At 42.6% G+C, this 18900-nt stretch carries 15 protein-coding genes; 7 read left to right on the top strand and 8 right to left on the bottom strand.

Features of this window, described 5'->3' with window-relative positions; genetic code table 11:
- Window positions 1-5 precede the first annotated feature (5 nt).
- A complete protein-coding gene (locus GT348_RS03260) occupies window positions 6-2669 on the top strand; it encodes a DUF4175 family protein (protein ID WP_160618492.1) in 2664 nt (887 codons plus the stop codon).
- A 26-nt stretch (window positions 2670-2695) separates the two neighbouring features.
- On the opposite strand, the gene GT348_RS03255 is transcribed toward GT348_RS03260, so the two are convergent.
- Genes GT348_RS03255 through GT348_RS03245 form a run of 3 tightly spaced genes read right to left on the bottom strand, consistent with a single transcriptional unit; the run spans window position 2696 to window position 7108 of the window.
- On the bottom strand, window positions 2696-4189 hold the full coding sequence (locus tag GT348_RS03255; RefSeq protein ID WP_160618491.1) for a Ppx/GppA family phosphatase: 1494 nt from the start codon (window positions 4187-4189) through the stop codon (window positions 2696-2698).
- On the bottom strand, window positions 4173-6386 hold the full coding sequence (locus tag GT348_RS03250; RefSeq protein WP_160618490.1) for an RNA degradosome polyphosphate kinase: 2214 nt from the start codon (window positions 6384-6386) through the stop codon (window positions 4173-4175). The genes GT348_RS03255 and GT348_RS03250 overlap by 17 nt, the downstream gene beginning before the upstream one ends.
- 2 nt (window positions 6387-6388) lie before the next feature.
- Entirely contained in the window at window positions 6389-7108 is a 720-nt protein-coding gene (locus GT348_RS03245) for a DnaA/Hda family protein (protein WP_160618489.1), read from the bottom strand.
- Window positions 7109-7232: 124 nt separating this feature from the next.
- Here GT348_RS03245 and purM point away from each other — a divergent pair, with 124 nt between their 5' ends.
- Both purM and purN read left to right on the top strand, forming a co-directional pair.
- Window positions 7233-8288, top strand: a complete 1056-nt coding sequence (gene purM, locus GT348_RS03240; protein WP_160618488.1) for a phosphoribosylformylglycinamidine cyclo-ligase — start codon at window positions 7233-7235, stop codon at window positions 8286-8288.
- Window positions 8289-8888 (top strand): phosphoribosylglycinamide formyltransferase, encoded by a 600-nt coding sequence (gene purN, locus GT348_RS03235; protein WP_236646572.1) that lies wholly within the window; start codon window positions 8289-8291, stop codon window positions 8886-8888.
- Window positions 8889-8973: 85 nt separating this feature from the next.
- On the opposite strand, the gene ndk is transcribed toward purN, so the two are convergent.
- The gene (gene ndk / locus GT348_RS03230; protein WP_160618487.1) at window positions 8974-9396 is read right to left on the bottom strand and encodes a nucleoside-diphosphate kinase; all 423 of its coding nucleotides are present in this window, start codon (window positions 9394-9396) and stop codon (window positions 8974-8976) included.
- A gap of 112 nt (window positions 9397-9508) precedes the next feature.
- On the opposite strand from ndk, the gene GT348_RS03225 reads away from it, so the two are divergent.
- Both GT348_RS03225 and GT348_RS03220 read left to right on the top strand, forming a co-directional pair.
- Window positions 9509-11398, top strand: a complete 1890-nt coding sequence (locus tag GT348_RS03225; protein WP_160618486.1) for an ABC-F family ATP-binding cassette domain-containing protein — start codon at window positions 9509-9511, stop codon at window positions 11396-11398.
- Window positions 11399-11442: 44 nt separating this feature from the next.
- Window positions 11443-12627 (top strand): AI-2E family transporter, encoded by a 1185-nt coding sequence (locus tag GT348_RS03220; RefSeq protein ID WP_160618485.1) that lies wholly within the window; start codon window positions 11443-11445, stop codon window positions 12625-12627.
- Between the two features lie 51 nt (window positions 12628-12678).
- On the opposite strand, the gene GT348_RS03215 is transcribed toward GT348_RS03220, so the two are convergent.
- The 4 genes from GT348_RS03215 to GT348_RS03200 form a co-directional block, all read right to left on the bottom strand.
- The gene (locus tag GT348_RS03215) at window positions 12679-13116 is read right to left on the bottom strand and encodes a hypothetical protein (RefSeq protein WP_160618484.1); all 438 of its coding nucleotides are present in this window, start codon (window positions 13114-13116) and stop codon (window positions 12679-12681) included.
- Window positions 13113-14255 carry a DegT/DnrJ/EryC1/StrS family aminotransferase gene (locus GT348_RS03210; protein ID WP_160618483.1) on the bottom strand — a complete coding sequence of 381 codons (1143 nt, stop codon included), beginning with the start codon at window positions 14253-14255 and terminating at the stop codon, window positions 13113-13115. The genes GT348_RS03215 and GT348_RS03210 overlap by 4 nt, the downstream gene beginning before the upstream one ends.
- A gap of 54 nt (window positions 14256-14309) precedes the next feature.
- On the bottom strand, window positions 14310-14723 hold the full coding sequence (locus GT348_RS03205) for a MarR family transcriptional regulator (RefSeq protein WP_160618482.1): 414 nt from the start codon (window positions 14721-14723) through the stop codon (window positions 14310-14312).
- A gap of 173 nt (window positions 14724-14896) precedes the next feature.
- Window positions 14897-16321, bottom strand: a complete 1425-nt coding sequence (locus GT348_RS03200; protein ID WP_160618481.1) for a leucyl aminopeptidase family protein — start codon at window positions 16319-16321, stop codon at window positions 14897-14899.
- A 77-nt stretch (window positions 16322-16398) separates the two neighbouring features.
- Here GT348_RS03200 and GT348_RS09325 point away from each other — a divergent pair, with 77 nt between their 5' ends.
- Together GT348_RS09325 and GT348_RS03195 are read left to right on the top strand one after the other, a co-directional pair.
- Window positions 16399-16965 carry a DEAD/DEAH box helicase family protein gene (locus tag GT348_RS09325; protein WP_236646571.1) on the top strand — a complete coding sequence of 189 codons (567 nt, stop codon included), beginning with the start codon at window positions 16399-16401 and terminating at the stop codon, window positions 16963-16965.
- Window positions 16962-18884: a helicase-related protein gene (locus tag GT348_RS03195; protein WP_236646570.1), complete on the top strand. Its 1923-nt coding sequence runs from the start codon at window positions 16962-16964 to the stop codon at window positions 18882-18884. Before GT348_RS09325 ends, GT348_RS03195 begins: the two co-directional genes overlap by 4 nt.
- Window positions 18885-18900 lie beyond the last annotated feature (16 nt).

Below are 18900 nucleotides of genomic sequence, written 5' to 3'. Positions count from 1 at the left end.
AAAATATGGCCGGCCTCTTCTCCAAAGAACTGACCCGAGCGCGTTTAAAAGCTAAGCGTGTTATAAAATTAGAGCAGATTTGGTATAAATTGTGCTGGCCAATTTTTTTCATATTATTATGGCTCCTTGCTTCCTTATTTCATCTTCCTCAAAAACTTCCTGATATTATTCATGCTATTTTAGAGCTATTATATTTTGCTCTATTGGTCTTTATTTTTCGCTATCGCAAAAAACAAATCACGCCTCCCACTATTGATGAGCTTGATCGTGTTATTGAGCGCTCTACGCACCTGCATGGCTATCCTTTATCTGACTTAAAAGACCATCCTGTCACGACAGAGCAAAAAGACGCTTTTACTGCCCAAAATTATATTTGGCTTGAACATCAAAAACGCCTTAAGAAAAACATTAAAGGTCTTAAAGTTAGAGCACCTCGTTTTTTTAAAAACTCTGGTGAAGCCTTATGTGCTCTTTTTTTCATCTTTATTGTGGGGTTTTCTTTATTTCACACTGCTCCTGAAAGCTTATTGCGCCTCAAGGCAGGTTTTGTTCCGGGAATGGATGATGATGCCGTTCCTCTCGCCCATGTACAGGCTTGGATAGATCCGCCCTCATTTACAGGCGCTCCAACTATATTTCTGCAACAAAATCTTCACAAAATAGATGCCCCTATTCTTCAAGGAGCGCGTTTTTTTGCTGTCATAACGGGCAGTAGCGCCACTCCACATCTAAAAGGAGCAAAGCTTTTACACCTAAAAAAGCTTGAGCACCAAAGCTGGAAAATAGAGGGACGCGTCATTCACACCAGCAAAATTGCGCTACGTATGAGAGGGCGTAAATTAGCGTGGTGGAACATTAAATTTGAAAAAGACCTCCCCCCTTTCATAGCCTGGAAAGAAAAGGCCAAGACTTTAAAAGAAAGCTGGAGGACAGTAATTTCCTGGGAAGCAGAACAGGCAAACGGGCTAAAGTCCCTTCAACTTGTTTTAACATTACCAAATCAGCATCCTATTTCAGGACAAAAACCGCGTATAGCGCACTGGGATTTACCCCTTAAAGGCACGCCCAAAAATTCTCAGGGCAAAGCAATTCTAGATCTCTCTAGTGATCCATTTGCGGGCCAAAATGTTAGTGCAAAATTGCGCGCTGAAAGTGTTTCTGGCCTCGTTTCAGAAACAACACCGCAGACGATAAAGATTGCAGCAAGACCATTTCATAATGCTCTATCACGGTCATTACTGGATATTCGCCGAAGATTAGCTTTGCATGAAGAAACAAGCTCTCAAGCTTTGAACGACCTGACTCTTCTAAGTGCCCTGCCAATGCCACGTGATATATTAGTTGGCCTGATTAATATTATTGAACATGTAAAACATAAAGAAATAAGCTCTGATTTAACCAATGAATTATGGTTTTTAGCTCTATATGTCGAGGATCGTGATAAAGCAGGGCTTAATGTTGCCGCCTCTATGGCCGAATTTAGGGCCGCTCAACAAGATGTTTTATTACAAATCAATGATATGGGGGAAAAACACCCCTCATCCATAGCGCAACAGGAAGAGCTTCATACAAGGTTGGAGAGGCTCAAAAATGCGCTAGATTATCGCATGAAACTTATGTTTCTACAGGCTAGCCAAACGGGAATTATCATGCCCATGCCCTCCGAAAAAGGGGCTCCCTGGCAAAAACTTTCTCATCAGATACAGCGAGAAACAGTGCAGGGAAATATAGATAAAGCTAAAAACTACCTTGCTGAGATGGCTGATATGGCCGAGCAAATGCGCCAGGCCCAGCCTATGGATTTAAAATCTTTATCGCTACAAATGCAGGCAAAAGAAGAAGCACGTGATCAATATGCTGCTTTGCGTGATTTAATCAGAAAAGAAACACTACTTCTTAATGCTGCCCATATGCGCATTTCCAGCTCACAACCAAAATCTCAGCCTCAGAACCAGAATATATCTCAGCTTTCAACTGCCGAATTGTTACGGCAGCTAGGTATAACACCGCCTCCTACATTAACAGAAGCCCCTACCCCCGAACCACAAGATCCGCTTTTAAAGCAACGTTTTGCAGATGAACGTCAAGAGAATTACCAGGTACAAGAGGCTCTTAAAACGCTAACTCACATTCTTATTACACGAGGAAAGACGCTAACGCACAAAGAGAATGCCGGGTTTAATAATGCTTTCTCAGACATGAAAAAAGCATTACAGGCCATTGCCCAACGGCACGATCATGATAGTGCTGTATGGGAGCAGAAAATTCTGGAAGATCTGTCTCAAGCTAAGAAAGATATGAAGGATAATCTGAAATCTCTTCAAAAATCATCTAAAGGGCGCCTTGGGTTTATTCCACCTCCACAATCTCCGCAGGAACAACACCAGAAAAATGATGGTTCTAGCTCGTCAGATCAAAGTTCAGATCAGGATGACGATGACATGGATGATGATAAAGATGGCTCGCAGTCCAAAAACCGCGATCCTTTGGGGCGTAAGTTAGATGAGGGAACAGCATCAGATGCGCATATTCCTGATAGTCAGAAAAACAAAAATTACAAATTACTAGAGCAGGAATTGCGTCGACGTGCTTCTGACCAAACACGGCCTAAAGCAGAGCTGGATTATCTGAACCGACTTTTGAGGCCTTTTTCTCATCCTGATTTATAAGAAGCTGCTTTATTGAGATAGATTTACTAAGTCACAATAGCAAACGGCTTATTTAACTCAGTGGCTAAACGTTTTAGACGCTGTTCAACGGCACTACCGACTGAACGAATTGATCCTGCCTTGAGATCAAGCGAAAGAACGTTCTTTTGCAAAGATAAGTGGCATGCACCTAGCAGAAAATCGGTTCCTGCGCATAAACTATAAGCAAGCCTTAAAAGCGTGCCCAATGTCAGGGCGTGAGTAAATAAATTTTCATCCAATATGTCTCTCGAAATATCGAGTAATGGGTCTTTGCGAGAGATACCGTATCTAATCCCGATCACTAACGCTAAAAATGCCCTTGTCTGGTGATCAAAACTTACGCCCTGATTATAAAGAATAAGGCGATAGGATTGTTCAGCTCTATATTGAGGGTGAGCAAAAGCTCCAATATCAGAAACAAGACAGGAGAAATAACGCAATCTTGCTAAATAGCCTGTTTCTCCTAGCCCCTCTGGTCCCTTAAATAAAGGTGTAGTCCAGTTATATAAAAGTTCGGGGGCCATTACATTGCGGCTAAAACGCCCGGCTAGTTCTTCTAGCAACGCCACCATGGGCTCTTGCTTCCATAATGACTCTGCTACGTGCTGCATATACCAGCCTTCACGCAAACCATTAGCACTAAATATAATTTCGGAAGGTGCCATTTCCTTAATTAAACTTAGCAAGACGGCAGCAGCATAAGGGGCGTCAGTAACTCTTTTACGCGAAACATTGCCTAGTTTTTCTAATTTTTCTGAAGAAGATTGAAAAATCCATAAAGCAAGATCATTCGCTTCCTGAGCAGAATAACGCAAAAGATGTACGATATTTAAAGGGTAATTTCTGCGAGCAATATCTAAACGTGCAAGCGTTCTAAAACCTCCTCCTACCAGATATAACGCCTTGCCTTTCATTTTGGCGAGCCAATCAACCTGCTTCAGACAGTCTTGAGCAAGAGAATAAGCCTTTTTAACCGAGTCCTCGGAGCGTTCTCTAAGACGTATCACACCTAAATGTGTGCTCGTTGCCTTATGGTAACGTTGCTGTGCAATGTGAATTAACTCTAAAGACCCTCCCCCAATATCAGCGACCAAACCATTAGCTTCTGGCAATGCACATAAAACACCATTAGCAGCGTAATCTGCTTCTTCCTCGCCATTTAAAATGCGAAATTGTGCATTAGGCAGCAATGACTGGGCTTCTTTGATAAAAGCAGCTCCGTTAGTAGCATCACGTACAGCGGCTGTCGCTACAATGTGAAAGGGATCAGCTCTCATAGCGTGAGCGATAATGGCAAAGCGTGCTAATACGTTTTTGGCTTTTTTGACCCCTTCTTCATTCAGGAGGCCCGTTTTATCCAGTCCTTTTCCTAAACGAAGTGTATGTTTTTCATTAAAACTAATGACAGGGTTACGTGTAACGCCTTCAAACACGACCATACGTACTGAGTTAGAGCCAAGATCAACAATTGCAGCACGTTTTTTATGATGAAGCTCCATGACTGGTCTCCTCCCAGTTTAATTCAGGAACAATATAGGGTTCAGGCTTGGTACGGCTATTACTATTGCCACCTTTAGACAAAGACGGATTTTTCATAAAATTTTCATGCGCAGAAAACTGCCTTTGATCAGTAGATAGACGATGCCAACTTCCTTGTGAGGTCATCTTCCACGTTTGGAGGGTATCTCGTAAATTAACCGTCATAATTTGGCCTAATATCTGCGCGTGTACTGTGGGGTCGGTAATTGGCACCATAACCTCTACGCGCTTATTCATATTTCTCTGCATCCAGTCAGCAGAGGAAATAAAAAGCTTGGCCTGACGAGAAGGCAAATGACGGCCATTGCCAAAAGCAAAAATACGAGAATGCTCCAAAAACCGACCGACAATTGAACGCACCTGAATTGTTTCAGACAGACCTGGCACATGAGGGCGTAAACAGCACATTCCTCTTACAATGGCGACAATTTTAACACCCGCCTGAGACGCCTCATAGAGCAAGTCGATCAGTTGGGGATCGACCAGACTATTCATTTTTAACCAGATATGGCCAGGTCGACCCGCTTTTACATGCTCAATTTCTTCCCTGACCAAATCTTCAAGGGACTGCCTAATATTTACGGGAGAAAAAGCCACGGCCTCCATGTTTTCAGGAACAATACAGCCAGTTACGTAATTAAATAGACGTGCAGAGTCATCTACCAGGGCACTGTTACAGGTAAAAAACGATAAATCTGTATAAATTTTAGCCGTTACAGGATGATAATTTCCTGTTCCAAAATGGGCATAAGAGCGTAATTTTTTGCCTTCGCGCCGTACAACAAGACTAAGTTTTGCATGAGTTTTATAATGTGCCAGCCCAAAAACAACCTGCACCCCGGCCGCCTCTAGCGAGCGAGAAAGGCGTATATTAGCTTCTTCGTCAAAACGTGCCCTTAATTCGACTACAGCAGTAACAGATTTTCCTGCTTCGGCGGCTTCAATAAGAGCATGCACAATCGGACTATCACGTGACGTTCTGTAAAGTGTTTGCTTAATTGCTAAAACATTCGGATCTAAAGCAGCTTGTTGCAAAAATTGCACAACAACATCAAAACTCTCAAAGGGGTGATGGACGATAAAATCATTAGATCTGATTGCGGCAAAACAATCACCATCAAAATCCAATACTCTTTGAGAAAAGCGCGGTGTGTAGGGAGGAAAAATCAGATCTGGTCTGTCTTTAACAACCAGCTGGGCAAGATCGACCATACCGACCATTTCGGGAAGTACAACAACGTCGCTAGGCCCTACTCCCATTTCCTTATAAAGTTCACGCCCTAGAGTTTCGGGTAGAGTACCCTCCAACTCAAGATGAATGCCAACACCACGACGTCTTTGTTTTAAAGCTGTTTCATAGGCGCTGACCAAATCTTCCGCTTCATCCTCAAATTCAACGTCAGTATCACGGATAATTCTTAAAACACCAGAAGACGTAATTGTTAAACCTGGAAATAAACGTGATGCAAATAATGTGATAATCTCTTCTAAAAGGACAAATCTTATTTCGTCTCCCTTATTGGGCAAGCGTAAAAAACGGGGTACTTGTCCAGGAAGTAAAACAATCCCATCCATTACATGCTTATGACTAAGTGGATCATTCAGACATAAAACAAGAGTCAAACCCATATTAGGTATGAAAGGCAAAGGATGAGAAGGATCAACTGCTAAAGGCGTTAAAACCGGATAAACCTGCTCATCAAAATAATCAGAAAGCCATTCTTTATCATCGGCTTTTAAAGAAGCAGCTTCCAGCATCTTGATATTTGTTTCAGCAAGTTCATTACGTAAATTTTGCCAGATACGTTGCTGCTCTTGTTTAAGATGACGTGCTTTAAAACGCACAGCTTCGAGCTGTTGTTCCGGCGTTGCACCATCAGGGCTTAAGGTCGAAATACCCTCTCTTACCTGTCCTACAAGCCCAGCCACACGAACTGAATAAAATTCATCCAGGTTTCTGGCGCTAATAGAAAGAAAGCGTACACGCTCAAGTAAGGGATTACGTTTATTTTCAGATTCTTCAATAACGCGCTGATTAAAATCGAGCCATGAAAGTTCTCTATTTACAAAGCGTTTTGGCGAAGTGCGAATAGTGGTAATTTCCGATTCCTGAGCCTTAGGCGAAAAATCATGTAATTTTGTTGTGGCCTGTTCCATGATCATTTCTCCTCTTTTGGTTGACTCTCAGGGTTCAGTAAATCGGCCAAAACCTCCAGAGCGAGTGGCCGTGAAATTGACACACCCTTGGCTAAAGCAGCCTGATCTAAACGCGAAACAGCCTCGACAAGTGCTTCACCTGTACGGGGCAATCTTCGCCACAACCAGTCAGTTACTGGTTGGGGAACAACAAGCTGACGCTCAGCCAGCAAAGATAGCAGTAAAGTCGCTCGCAGCTTATCTTCAGGCTCTTCAATATAAGTTGTTAATGTTGCCTTTAAACGACTTGTTAAGTCAGGAAGAGTAAAGCGCCCCCATGCAGGTGGCTGACGCGCTGCCATTAATATTTTAATTTTTTTCTGATAAGCACGATTGATTAAATGCAGCAAAGAAACTTCATCTTTTAGGTCATCTAAATGATCAATTATAATGGCTTTGATGGGTGTTCTGCTTTCATCAAATTCTAAAATTTCACTTAGTTTTGCATGATCAAACTCACTTGCTTCATAAAAAGGAACATGGTGGGTTTGTGACCAAATTTGTAATAAATGTGTCTTTCCTGTTCCTGGTGGGCCCCATAACCATAGGCGATTTTCTGGCCATGAATTGCGAGACAGCCAAGTTCGGGCCGAAGCATTTGACGAGCCGTTAATAAAACTACGCTTGGAAAAACGGCTTTTATGCTGAAAATCTAGCGTTAATTGCGCCTGTTTTTCGCTCATAAACCCTCTTTCCTGCTCTTTTCAAACTATTTCATTCCATAGCCCGCACATCTGGCTATTCCGTCTTTTCATAGGATGCTTTAGAATAGCGCCAGCATCAACTCTTTATAAGGGCTCTTTTCTAATGACCTCGACTTCCGAAACTTCACACGGTGCACTTTATGCCGAAGCTGGAGTTGATATTGCGGCAGGAGATGCACTTGTCGAAGCCATCAAACCAGCAGCTAAAGCAACGTCACGCCCCGGTGTTATGGGAGGTCTTGGTGGATTCGGCGCTCTTTTTGACCTTAATAAAGCAGGGTTTAAAGACCCTGTTCTTGTTAGCTGTACTGATGGGGTCGGTACAAAGCTTATGCTCGCTGTAGAAAGCGGAGAGCATGATGATATTGGTATCGACCTTGTTGCCATGTGCGTCAATGACCTGATTGTTCAGGGCGCTCAGCCTCTTTTCTTCCTTGATTACATGGCTACGGGCCATCTTACTGTAGATGTAGCTAAACGCATTGTTGAAGGCATAGCACGTGCCTGTAAGGAAAGTGGCTGTGCCCTGGTTGGTGGCGAAACAGCTGAAATGCCAGGACTTTATGAGAGCGGTCATTACGACCTGGCTGGATTTAGTGTTGGCGCAGCAGAGCGTGGGCAGTTACTCCCTGCTGATATCAAAGCCGGAGATACTCTAATTGGGCTGCCTTCATCAGGGGTTCATTCCAATGGTTTTTCTCTGGTTCGCAGTGTTGTAAAAAAAACGGGATTAAAATGGAACGATCCTGCTCCATTTGCTCAGGGTAAGACACTGGCTCAGGCCTTTTTAGAGCCAACCAGGCTTTATGTTAAAACTGTGCTGCACCTCCACCAGAATAATTTACTGCAAGGATGCAGCCATATTACAGGTGGTGGTCTTCCTGGAAATCTACCACGCGTGCTCCCTGAAGGTTTAGGTGCCACTATTGACGGCTCCGCCTGGCAATGCCCCGATGTTTTTGGCTGGCTTGCCAAAGAAGGCCCTGTTTCACAAGAAGAGATGCTTAAAGTCTTTAATTGTGGTGTTGGCATGGTGCTGGTAACGCGCAATCCAGATGAGGTTATGACACAATTAAAGACACTAAATGAACCAGCTTTTATTATGGGACACATTACCACAGAGCCGGGCATTCATTTTAGCAAGCCGGTTTCTTTTTAAATGATGGCAAACATTGTTGAAAAAACCCCGATTGCTATTTTAATTAGCGGTCGGGGCAGTAACATGATGGCCCTGCTTGAGGCATGTGCTCAGCCTGACTACCCAGCGCGCGTTGCTTTGGTATTGAGCAATAAACCCGATGCCCCTGGCTTAGATATCGCCCGTAAATTTGGGATTGAGACATCTTTTGTCGATCACAAATCCTATGGACGCGACCGTGAAGCTCACGAAAGAGACATTAACCAGATTTTGGAAAAAACGGGCGTTAAAATAGTTTGTCTCGCTGGTTATATGCGTGTTTTAACGCCTTACCTTGTGACAAAATGGTCTGGCCGCATGCTTAATATCCACCCTAGTTTACTCCCAGCCTTTCCCGGGCTTCATACTCATGAAGCTGCTTTAAAAGCTGGCGTTAAAGAACATGGCTGCACAATTCACTTAGTCACGCCGGGTGTGGATGAAGGCCCAATACTCGCACAGGCCAAAGTACCTGTTTTTGAAAATGACACAGCCGACGATTTAGCCCAACGCGTTCTTGTGCAAGAACACCGTCTTTATCCCGAAACTTTGGCTCGTTTCATTACTGAAAAACGCTCATAATCTTAAGCATTTTGGGCTTTTTTAATCTTTTTAAATTTTTGAAGATTACAGGCGGTGTTACATAACACCGCCTGTAAAATCATTCTTATGGAAGAATTTCAGTTTCAGCAAAGAAGAAGCTGATTTCACGTTTAGCATTTTCTAGGCTATCTGAACCGTGAACTGAATTTTCGCCAATGCTTTTTGCAAAGAGTTTACGCACTGTTCCCTCTGCTGCTTCGGCAGGATTTGTAGCGCCCATAACTTCGCGATGACGAGCAACAGCGTTGTCACCTTCGAGAACCTGCACAATAACAGGTGCCGAAATCATGAAAGAAACTAGCTCACCGAAGAAAGGGCGTTCTTTATGCACTTCGTAAAAAGCACCTGCCTCTTTTTCTGAAAGCTGAATACGTTTTTGAGCAACGATGCGTAAACCTGCATCCTCGAAAACGGCATTAATTTTACCTGTTAAATTACGCTCAGTAGCGTCAGGCTTAATAATAGAAAGTGTACGTTCTAAGGCCATGGAATAATCCTTTCTTTAAAAGGGAAAGTTCTAGGTTTCACTAGAGGAAAAAAGAAGAGTCTGATAGGGTGCAGATCACTTTTTTACCGCTAAAAGCGCTTGAGGTCCCCTTTTGAGCCTTCTTGTTATCAATAATCTCACACTCCGCATTGCTGGACGCCCCCTTCTTGAAGGAGCCTCACTCAATATTGATCCTGGACGCAAAGTTGGCTTGGTCGGACGCAATGGCGTAGGAAAATCGACTCTTTTAGCGGCTATAGCGGGAGATATTGCTCCTGATGATGGAACAATTACCCTTTCTAACCGCGCAACTATGGGGCGCGTCAAACAAGAAACCCCTTCAGGAGATCAATCCCTCCTTGAAACAGTATTAGCAAGTGATGAAGAGCGCACCGCTCTTCTTCATCAAGCAGAGACGATTCATAATCCTCATGACCTGGCAGAGATTCATGAACGTCTTCTTGCTATTGATGCTTATACAGCACCAACACGCGCCAGTATCATTCTGGCAGGGTTAGGCTTTAGCCAGGAAGCCCAACAGCGAGCCGTCTCTGACTTTTCTGGTGGGTGGCGCATGCGTGTTGCTCTGGCAAGTGCATTATTTCTGGCTCCAGACTTACTTTTACTTGATGAGCCTACAAATCACCTTGATATTGAAGCAACACTCTGGCTTGAAAACTGGCTTATAAAATATCCTGGCGCCGTCCTTATGGTAAGTCACGATCGGTCTTTGCTTGATAATACCGTGCAGGCCATTGCTCATCTTGATCAGGGAAAGCTTTCTCTCACACCGGGTGGGTATGACCGATTTATACAAATAAAAACTGAACAGGCTTTACAGCAGAATCGAGCGGCAGAAAAAATTTCTCAGCAACGCGCTAAAATGGAATCATTTGTAGCGCGCTTTAGGGCCAAGGCGACAAAAGCACGGCAAGCTCAGGCACGCCTCAAAGCTCTGGCAAAACTACCTCAAATTGAGTCCGTTATAGAGGCAACGCCTACCACTTTTTCGTTCCCTGAACCTCAAATTTTGCCACCTCCCATGATTAGGCTAGAAAATGTTGCAGTGGGCTATGACGGAAAAGCCATTTTAAGCAATCTTAACCTACGGCTTGATATGCAGGACCGCATTGCTCTTTTGGGGCAAAATGGGCATGGAAAATCAACATTTGCCAAGCTTTTAGCAGGAAGATTAGAGCCACTTAAAGGTGACTTTGCTGCTAATCCCCGCCTTAAAGTAGGGTATTTTGCACAGCATCAAAGTGAAGAATTGATCGCTCAAAATAGTCCCATTGACCATATGGCTCACGCTCTGCCCAAAGCGACACAAACAGAGATCAGGGCACAGCTTGCTCGCTTTGGTTTGGATTCAGAACGCGCAGAAACAGCTGTGGGCAGCCTTTCAGGAGGTGAGAAAGCGCGCCTTGTTTTGGCATTGGCCACACGCCACGCCCCTCACTTACTTTTGTTAGACGAACCGACCAACCATTTGGATCTTGATGCACGTGACGCTTTAATCCGCGCTTTGTGCGAATTTGAAGGGGCTGTCATTCTCATCAGCCATGATAGCTATCTGGTTGAATCTGTAGCTGATGATTTATGGATTGCCGAAAACGGGACCATAACTCCGTTTCAAGGAGATATGGGGGACTATAAAAACTGGCTAGAAAACAGAGCACGCCGTGCACAAACGGAATCTTCACCAAATACGGTTAAAAAGATCTCGGATAATGCTCAAAAAAGAGTGACACAAAAAGAGAAAACTAAATTACTGGCACCAATAAGACGTAAGATTAAAGAGGCCGAAAGCCGTATAACAAAACTCACAGAAGCGAAAAAAAGACTTGAAGAAAAACTCGCCTCACCCTCACTATATGTTTCAGGCAAAAATGATGACATAGTCAATTTGAATAGCGAGTTAGCTCAAATCACGGACAAATTAGAACAAACCGAACTTGAATGGTTTGAAGCACAAGATGAACTTGAAAAGAGCGATAATTAAACGCTTCTTTTCTCCTTTCTGACCCTTATGTAAGGCTGCGTTTTATGGCTTTTTTCTTTTACCGCTCTCCCCCTCCGGAACAAGAAACCCCTTCGCGCGCTTTAGGGCAACTAGTCACAATTTTTCGTTTTATAACAGTGCTAACCCTCATTATAGTCGCTTTATGGCTTGTGGGAGACGTTATCACTGTCTTATTTGCTGCAACCTTATTAGCTATTGTGCTGCACGGCTTGGCACGACTTTTACGCAAGCATTTACGATTCATACCCTATACTGCTGCCGTTAGTATTGTCGTAATGATTATTATTGCTCTACTGACAGCCCTCATCTGGAGCAATGGCCCGGCTATTGGAGATCAGTTTTTAAGCTTGAAATCAGCGCTTATAACGCAATCTGGAGATCTGAAAGAGCATTTATCTCATACGACATTAGGTAAAATTATTCTTGATCATCTTCCCGCCTCTATAGGAGGGAACGACAATAATAACCCTCTGGGTAGTTTAGGTTTTGGTCTGGCTGGTTCGGTAACTGGTCTTTTGAGCAGTGCTTTTGGGTTGCTAGGCACGCTCTTTGTTGTCCTGATTGCGGCATTTTATTTTGCCATCTCTCCTTCTATTTACATTAATGGCTTTTTACGATTTGTACCTCCAGCACAACGTGAAGCCACAAGAACACTTCTTTTTTCTGCCGGAACCACCTTATGGGCTTGGACGGCTGGACAAGCACTTGATATGTTTGTTGTTGGGTGTTTTTCCTGGCTGGGTCTTTCTTTAATTGGTGTCCCTTTAGCTCTCGCTTTGGGCGTTGTTGCAGGATTATGTAACTTCATCCCTTATATTGGCGCCATTATGGGCGCCATACCTGCCTTACTGATCAGTCTTTCAGTTAGTACGAAAGAAGCTCTTTTTGTCGCAATTTTATATAGCGTGATTCAATTTTTAGAAGGCAATGTACTCGCGCCCTTCATCCAACGTAGAGCTGTTCACATGCCGCCAGCTCTGGCCGTTTTGTCCCAAACGGTTTTTGGTTCAATTCTAGGTGTTCCGGGACTGGTTCTAGCTTCACCCATCACAGCAGCCTTACTCGCTGTTTTTGACAAAGCCATGCCCCCTTTAGAAGATGGTGAACGCACACGAATTGCCGTTTCAGAAGTGAATAAAGAAGAACTTGAAGCTCAGAAAAAAGAACAGGATCGGAAAAAAGAAGATAAAGAGGATGACAAATCCTAAATACATAAAAGGGAACCCGGCCAGGTTCCCTTTTTATTATTTCATCTCTTGTTACTTTTTCGCTTTCCAGGGTAAGTCAGAAAAAAGCTTCATAAGAGGAGCGAGTTCACCTTTATTAAGAGATCTCATTCTGTAAGGGCCTGTAGCGGCATTTTGAAAACCAGCAACGTCATCACCATGACGAAAATGCCAGAGAGACAGATAAAACTTCTCGTGATTTTTTCCTTCAAGAACAAAACGAGCTGAAGCAAGACCTGGTGCCTGCTCACCTTTTGTGCCCCAGGCTGTTTTATGCTGCCTTACCCACTGGTCAAGAAACCGAACTTCCTCGCTATTGAGAGAGCGTTCAACGGGTACAACTAACCTTCCTGAGTCTATAACAGGAAACGGAACAGGTTTTAAAATAGGCCAAGCCATTGTCCATACGAGAATAACCGGCACAAGAACTATGACTGCATAGCCCAATAAAAGAAGATTTTTTAGTTTCATGAATTATCTTTCGCCCATTTCTTAATTACTTTTATAACCTGACTACGCTCATCATCTTTAAGATCGGGATAGATAGGTAAAGCAAGTACATACCCCCCTTTAGACTCAGAAACGGGCAAAGCTGTGCCATCATGGTATTTTTTATAAGCCGGCTGAAAATGAAGCGGCTTTGGATAATAAATAGCTGAACCTATATTATTGTCTGTAAGGGTTTGTCTCAAAGAATCACGCTTTTCGCGAGATTCCAAGGTCACACAATAAATTGCCCACGCACTTTTACTGTAAGGAACACGTTGAGGTGGTGTAATATTTAGTGGAAGATGTTTGTCATAATAGCGCGCAATTTCTTCCCGCTTTTGCAATTCTTGCTCAAATACGTCTAATTTCGTAAGCAAAATGGCGGCTTGCAGCGTATCTAAGCGGGCATTCAAACCAATTCGCTGCACATTATAGCGCTCTTTTCCTTCTCCATGAGATCTTAAAGAACGATAAAGAGCTGCCTTTTCGTCATCATTAGTGAGAATAGCGCCCCCATCTCCATAACCGCCTAAAGGTTTTGATGGAAAGAAAGAAAGCGTTGTTGCCAGAGCTTCACACCCTAATTTTCTATTTTTATAGACTGCCCCAAAAGACTGAGCACAATCGGCAATAAGCGTTAATTTTCTTGACGCTGCAAATTCTTTCAACTCGTCCCAAGGTGCTGGTTGGCCAAATAAATCTACAGCTATGATGACCTTGGGCACTAATTTTTTTAGGGATAGAACGGTATTATAGCGTTTTTTTAAAGAGGCTATATCAATTTGGAATGTCTCAGGATCAACATCTACAAAAATTGGTGTTGCCCCAAGTAATAGAACGACCTCAGCCGTAGCCGTATAAGTAAAAGATGGCAAAAAAACTGCCATATCTGGGCCAATATCTTCACCCATTAACACAGCTAAAAGAGCATCGGTCCCCGAGGAAACCGCAATAGCATGTCGAGCATGACAATAATGAGAAAGCCTTTGCTCAAATTCCTGAACTTCTGGCCCTAATACAAACTGGCAATGCTCAAAAACACGGTCAAGTCTGGGTTTTAGCAAAGAGTTTATGCGGGTCCGTTGTGCAGATAGGTTTAAAAACGGAACAGACCCAGACATAAAATTACCTTAAATAACTACTTATAGTGACAATAAACCTTTGAATTAAGAGTTTTAGCCAACTTTTAAAGAACGAAAAGCCGTTACATTTTGTAACTTAACCGTTTTTTCTTCCTCAAAAGACAGTTTTCCCTCAGCAGCCTCATTCATAATATGCCCTAGTTCGCGCAAATATGCTGCCCCTTTTAACGTGCGCTGCACAAGGACTGAACGGCGATCGAGAGGATCTGTTTTACGACGCGCTAAATCTAATTCTCCCAGGCGATCTAACGCACGGGTAATAGCAGGTTTTGACACATTTAAAAGCTGCGCCAAACCGCGTACAGTGTGAGCCCCCTCTTTTAAATAACAAGTCAAAAACACAGCTAGCTGCCGTGCTGAAAGATCAGGGCCTTCACGTCTTACACTTTCAACGATTGTATCACGCAATAAAATAAGCGACTGGTTAGTTTTCTTGTTACGATTCATAAAATCATTTTACCTTACTACAAACTAGCCTAAGAAATTTCACTCACTTCAAGGCAGCTTTTTTGACCTATAAAAACGCCGTCCCTATCGCCTATTTGGAACGGTTTTGCAAGTATACGGGAACCGTAACAATTTTTGGATTGCATTATCCACTCACCAGCTATGCCCTTTATTTATGACTCTACTGTAAAATTACCTGAAAATAGCGAAAATAACGTCCTCATCGCCATCATCTCTCCCCCCTGAGGGTGGCCAGGTCTGTCATCATCATTCCATGCATAACTGTCAATATGAACCCATTTTTGATTATTTGGGACAAATTTTTGCAAATATAACGATGCCGTAATGGCACCAGCCATAGGACGCATGGAAATATTGTTACAATCTGCAACTTTACTTTTCAGCCAAGATTCATAGCCAGGCCAAAGAGGCAGACGCCATAATGGATCAAATATTTCTCCTCCAATAATTATGATTTGATTGGCCAAGATCTCGTTATTACAAAATAATGCTGGCAAATCGGGGCCCAGAGCCACTCTGGCAGCACCAGTGAGGGTTGCAGCATCCACAATGACATCAGGCTTTAACTCCCCCAACTCAGTAATGAGATCGCACAGCACTAATCGGCCTTCAGCATCTGTATTGCCAATTTCAACAGTCAGGCCTTGCCGCGTTTTTAAAACATCTCCAGGGCGCATAGCACGACCAGAAACACTATTTTCTACGCACCCTATACGCAGTTCAATTGCAACATCCTGATGGGTATCAATAAGTGCACAGGCAAGCCCCAACATTAAGGCTGCTCCCCCCATGTCTTTTTTCATTTTAAGCATGGAGGCACTAGGTTTAAGATCATACCCGCCTGTATCGAAACAAACCCCTTTTCCAGCCAGAGCAATAAGGGGTGCATTATCCCTTGCTTTCCATTTTGCAGATAACACGACTGCTTTCCTGTCTGACCCAGCCCCAACAGCTGCCAAACATGGGTAATTTTTTTCTAAGGCTTCGCCCTGAATAATATCAACTTCGGCACCTCGTTTTCGTAATTCTTTTGCCGCTTTTTGGGCTAGTTCCTGCGGCCCTAGAAGATTAGCAGGCATATTAATAAGATCACGCCCTAGCCAGATTGTCTGAACCAGGCTTTTGAGATTTTTAAGTTTGTCTCTTGCAAAAAATGAAGGAACAATAAGCTGACACCCAGCTGGTTTTTTTTGATCCATAGCATCATGCGATGATCTATGAGATAAAGAAAAACGATAGGCTTCCAGGCAAAATCCTAAAAAGAGAGCTTCAAGAATTGTTTCATCCTGTGCGTGAGGAAACCATGCACCCTCAGGTAATTTTTGCGCTAAGCAACCATAGGCATCAGGATTTTTTTCGTTATCATAGCAAAAAATAGCACCTGATATTCCCTCATTTGAGGGAAGCAGGAAAAACTCTTTTTGTTTGATTTCAGCACGCTGCGCTTTAAGGTAAGGCCAGTGATCCCCACTTAGCTCTCTTAATCTATCGTTATCACCTTTTTTGACAAAATAGAGAGGGCGTGACTCTTTTGCGTTTGTTTCCTCAATAAGAGGGATAGATCTATTAATAATCATTCACCACCTTTAATAAATTTATAAACAAAAAGTTTTTTCAGTTAATCTTACTTAATTTTACGCGTTGCAGGAAATAGATGCACGATACGTCTTTCTTATCAAAACCAGCTAGTCTCGTACACGCTATATTGGGACCAACCAATACTGGTAAGACTCATTATGCTTTAACCAGAATGGTTGCTTATGAAAGTGGTATTATTGGTTTTCCTTTAAGACTGTTAGCACGCGAAAACTATGAACGACTTGTCAAAATAAAAGGCGAAGATAAAGTCGGGCTCATAACAGGTGAAGAAAAAATTATCCCACCTAAAGCACAGTGGTTTTCATGCACTGTTGAATCCATGCCTGTGGACCGAAAAGTAGATTTTATAGCAATAGATGAGATTCAACTTGCAGGTGATCCTGACCGTGGCCATATTTTTACCGACCGCCTTATAAATGCACGGGGTAAGGCAGAAACACTCTTTTTAGGTGCAGACACCATACGCGCTTTATTGCGTAAATTAATTCCCAATATCACAATAGAAACCCGCCCACGCCTTTCTCAACTTCATTTTATTGGCCCTCTTTCTTTAACACGCCTCCCCCACGCACGGCTCTTGTCGCTTTTTCCGCAGCAGAAGTTTACTCTCTTGCTGAAATGATGCGTCAAAAAAGAGGCGGTTGCGCCGTTATTATGGGAAGGCTAAGCCCCCGCACGCGTAATGCCCAAATTGAGCTTTATCAGAAAGGTGAAGTTGATTATCTGGTTTCAACAGATGCGATTGGTATGGGTCTTAACATGGATGTTGACCATGTCGCCCTTGCCTCTCTAAGAAAATTTGACGGCTTTAATTATCGTCATCTTTCAGCACAGGAAATTGCTCAAATTGTCGGTCGGGCTGGGCGCGGTATGAAGGATGGGACTTTCGGGACTCTGGAAGGAAGCTGCCCTCAGTTACCTTCCGACATGGTCAAAATAATTGAAAATCATGACTTCACTCCCTTAAAACAAATTTACTGGCGCGAAACAGATTTGGATTTCAGCACGCCTTTTACTTTATTGCATAGTTTACAGACTAAACCGCCCCGCTCTGAGCTTGTAAAAGGTCGTGCCTCATCTGATTTAGATGTTCTTGAAACACTTATTTCCTCTCATGACATTATCAAAAAAATACGTCATTCGCGCCTAACGCGCCTTTTATGGGAAATATGTCAAATCCCCGATTTTAAAAAAATTGGTGATGGCAGCCACGCACAACTTTGTGCAAAGCTTTTCCAGTATATATTAGAAGAAGGAAAAATACCTGCTTCCTGGATTGAAGGGCAATTACGAGGCCTTAATCAAAGCGAAGGTGGCATAGATACTCTTATGCAGCGCCTTTTAGGTGTGCGAATTTGCTCATATATCGCCTCTCATCCCCATTGGTTACGTAAAAACCATTATTGGCAAGACCGTAGTCACGACGTTGAAAATAAACTTTCTGATGCTTTACATGAGCGCCTTACGGCGCGCTTTGTTAATAAGCGCGCTGCCATGCTTATGAAGCGCAATTTCACAAATAACAAAACAGATTTTCTATATGAAATTACTGATCAAAATCGCATTATCGTTGAAGGACATGAAATTGCCTATATTAAAGGCTTTTCCATTGAATTGGATCCTCTAACATCTAAAGCAGAAAAACCAATATTATTAAAAACAGCCAGACGCGCCTTATTACAAGAAATACCTCGGCAAATACGGCGCTTTTTAGATGAAGACGAATCATCAATTACTATCGAAAAAGACAATATTATTACATGGAACGGATCTGCTATTGCGCGATTAACACGTGGAGATACGTATTTTTCGCCCGAATTAGTACTTTTAGATGGTGAATTTCAGGATACGAACCAACGCAAAGCCGTTTTAGAGCATTTAAACTTTCTTATTACGAAACAAATCAAGTTAATATTTCGTTCTTTGTTCGTAGCTAAAGAGAAACTTGACGCTGAACCTAAATTTAGAGGGCTTATACATCGTCTTTATGAAGATGGCGGCATTACACCCTTACTTTTAAGTGATACGTCATTCACGAAAAAAGACAGAAAATATTTGTTCCATTTAGGTATAGAAGTGGGACAAAGATATATTTTTTGCCCCTTTCTTTTCAAACAAGACGCTTACCAAATACTGACACAGCTTCATAATTTGTGGAATTCAACCCGCAGTGATGAAATGATCGCACCTCCTGGCACCGTAGCTTTAGGAAGCAAAATATTTTTGATTAACAAACTCGAAAATGTTTTTAAGCTTTTGTCTAAAACGTTGAGACATAAACATTATGCTCCAGCACCCTCTAATCTTGGTTCACTTATGGGTGTAAAGCAAAAAGATCTATCACATATGCTTAAAATATTAGGAATTGCTCATAAAAAACCATGTGCTCTTTCTCCAACCTTATACGGGCCGGCTATGCCTTTAATGCTAATATCTCAAGAGGTAAAAGCTAGAAGAAAAAAATATTCTCGTAAAAAACAAAACCCCAAAATCCTGAAAAGTGATTCACCTTTTGCTATACTACATACACTTAAGCATTAAATTTTACATCTAAACA

Source organism: Aristophania vespae, assembly GCF_009906835.1.
Taxonomy (GTDB): Bacteria; Pseudomonadota; Alphaproteobacteria; order Acetobacterales; family Acetobacteraceae; genus Aristophania; species Aristophania vespae.
This window is presented reverse-complemented; position numbering and strand designations above follow the sequence as displayed.

What these genes read in the sequence shown, in the direction of transcription:
- GT348_RS03195 (WP_236646570.1), top strand. Translation starts at nt 16,962, where the DNA reads ATGATGCGTCAAAAAAGAGGCGGTTGCGCCGTTATTATGGGAAGGCTA.
- GT348_RS03215 (WP_160618484.1), bottom strand. Translation starts at nt 13,116, where the DNA reads ATGAAACTAAAAAATCTTCTTTTATTGGGCTATGCAGTCATAGTTCTT.
- ndk (WP_160618487.1), bottom strand. Translation starts at nt 9,396, where the DNA reads ATGGCCTTAGAACGTACACTTTCTATTATTAAGCCTGACGCTACTGAG.
- GT348_RS03255 (WP_160618491.1), bottom strand. Translation starts at nt 4,189, where the DNA reads ATGGAGCTTCATCATAAAAAACGTGCTGCAATTGTTGATCTTGGCTCT.
- GT348_RS03220 (WP_160618485.1), top strand. Translation starts at nt 11,443, where the DNA reads ATGGCTTTTTTCTTTTACCGCTCTCCCCCTCCGGAACAAGAAACCCCT.
- GT348_RS03210 (WP_160618483.1), bottom strand. Translation starts at nt 14,255, where the DNA reads ATGTCTGGGTCTGTTCCGTTTTTAAACCTATCTGCACAACGGACCCGC.
- purN (WP_236646572.1), top strand. Translation starts at nt 8,289, where the DNA reads ATGATGGCAAACATTGTTGAAAAAACCCCGATTGCTATTTTAATTAGC.
- GT348_RS03260 (WP_160618492.1), top strand. Translation starts at nt 6, where the DNA reads ATGGCCGGCCTCTTCTCCAAAGAACTGACCCGAGCGCGTTTAAAAGCT.
- purM (WP_160618488.1), top strand. Translation starts at nt 7,233, where the DNA reads ATGACCTCGACTTCCGAAACTTCACACGGTGCACTTTATGCCGAAGCT.
- GT348_RS03245 (WP_160618489.1), bottom strand. Translation starts at nt 7,108, where the DNA reads ATGAGCGAAAAACAGGCGCAATTAACGCTAGATTTTCAGCATAAAAGC.
- GT348_RS09325 (WP_236646571.1), top strand. Translation starts at nt 16,399, where the DNA reads ATGCACGATACGTCTTTCTTATCAAAACCAGCTAGTCTCGTACACGCT.
- GT348_RS03250 (WP_160618490.1), bottom strand. Translation starts at nt 6,386, where the DNA reads ATGGAACAGGCCACAACAAAATTACATGATTTTTCGCCTAAGGCTCAG.
- GT348_RS03200 (WP_160618481.1), bottom strand. Translation starts at nt 16,321, where the DNA reads ATGATTATTAATAGATCTATCCCTCTTATTGAGGAAACAAACGCAAAA.
- GT348_RS03205 (WP_160618482.1), bottom strand. Translation starts at nt 14,723, where the DNA reads ATGAATCGTAACAAGAAAACTAACCAGTCGCTTATTTTATTGCGTGAT.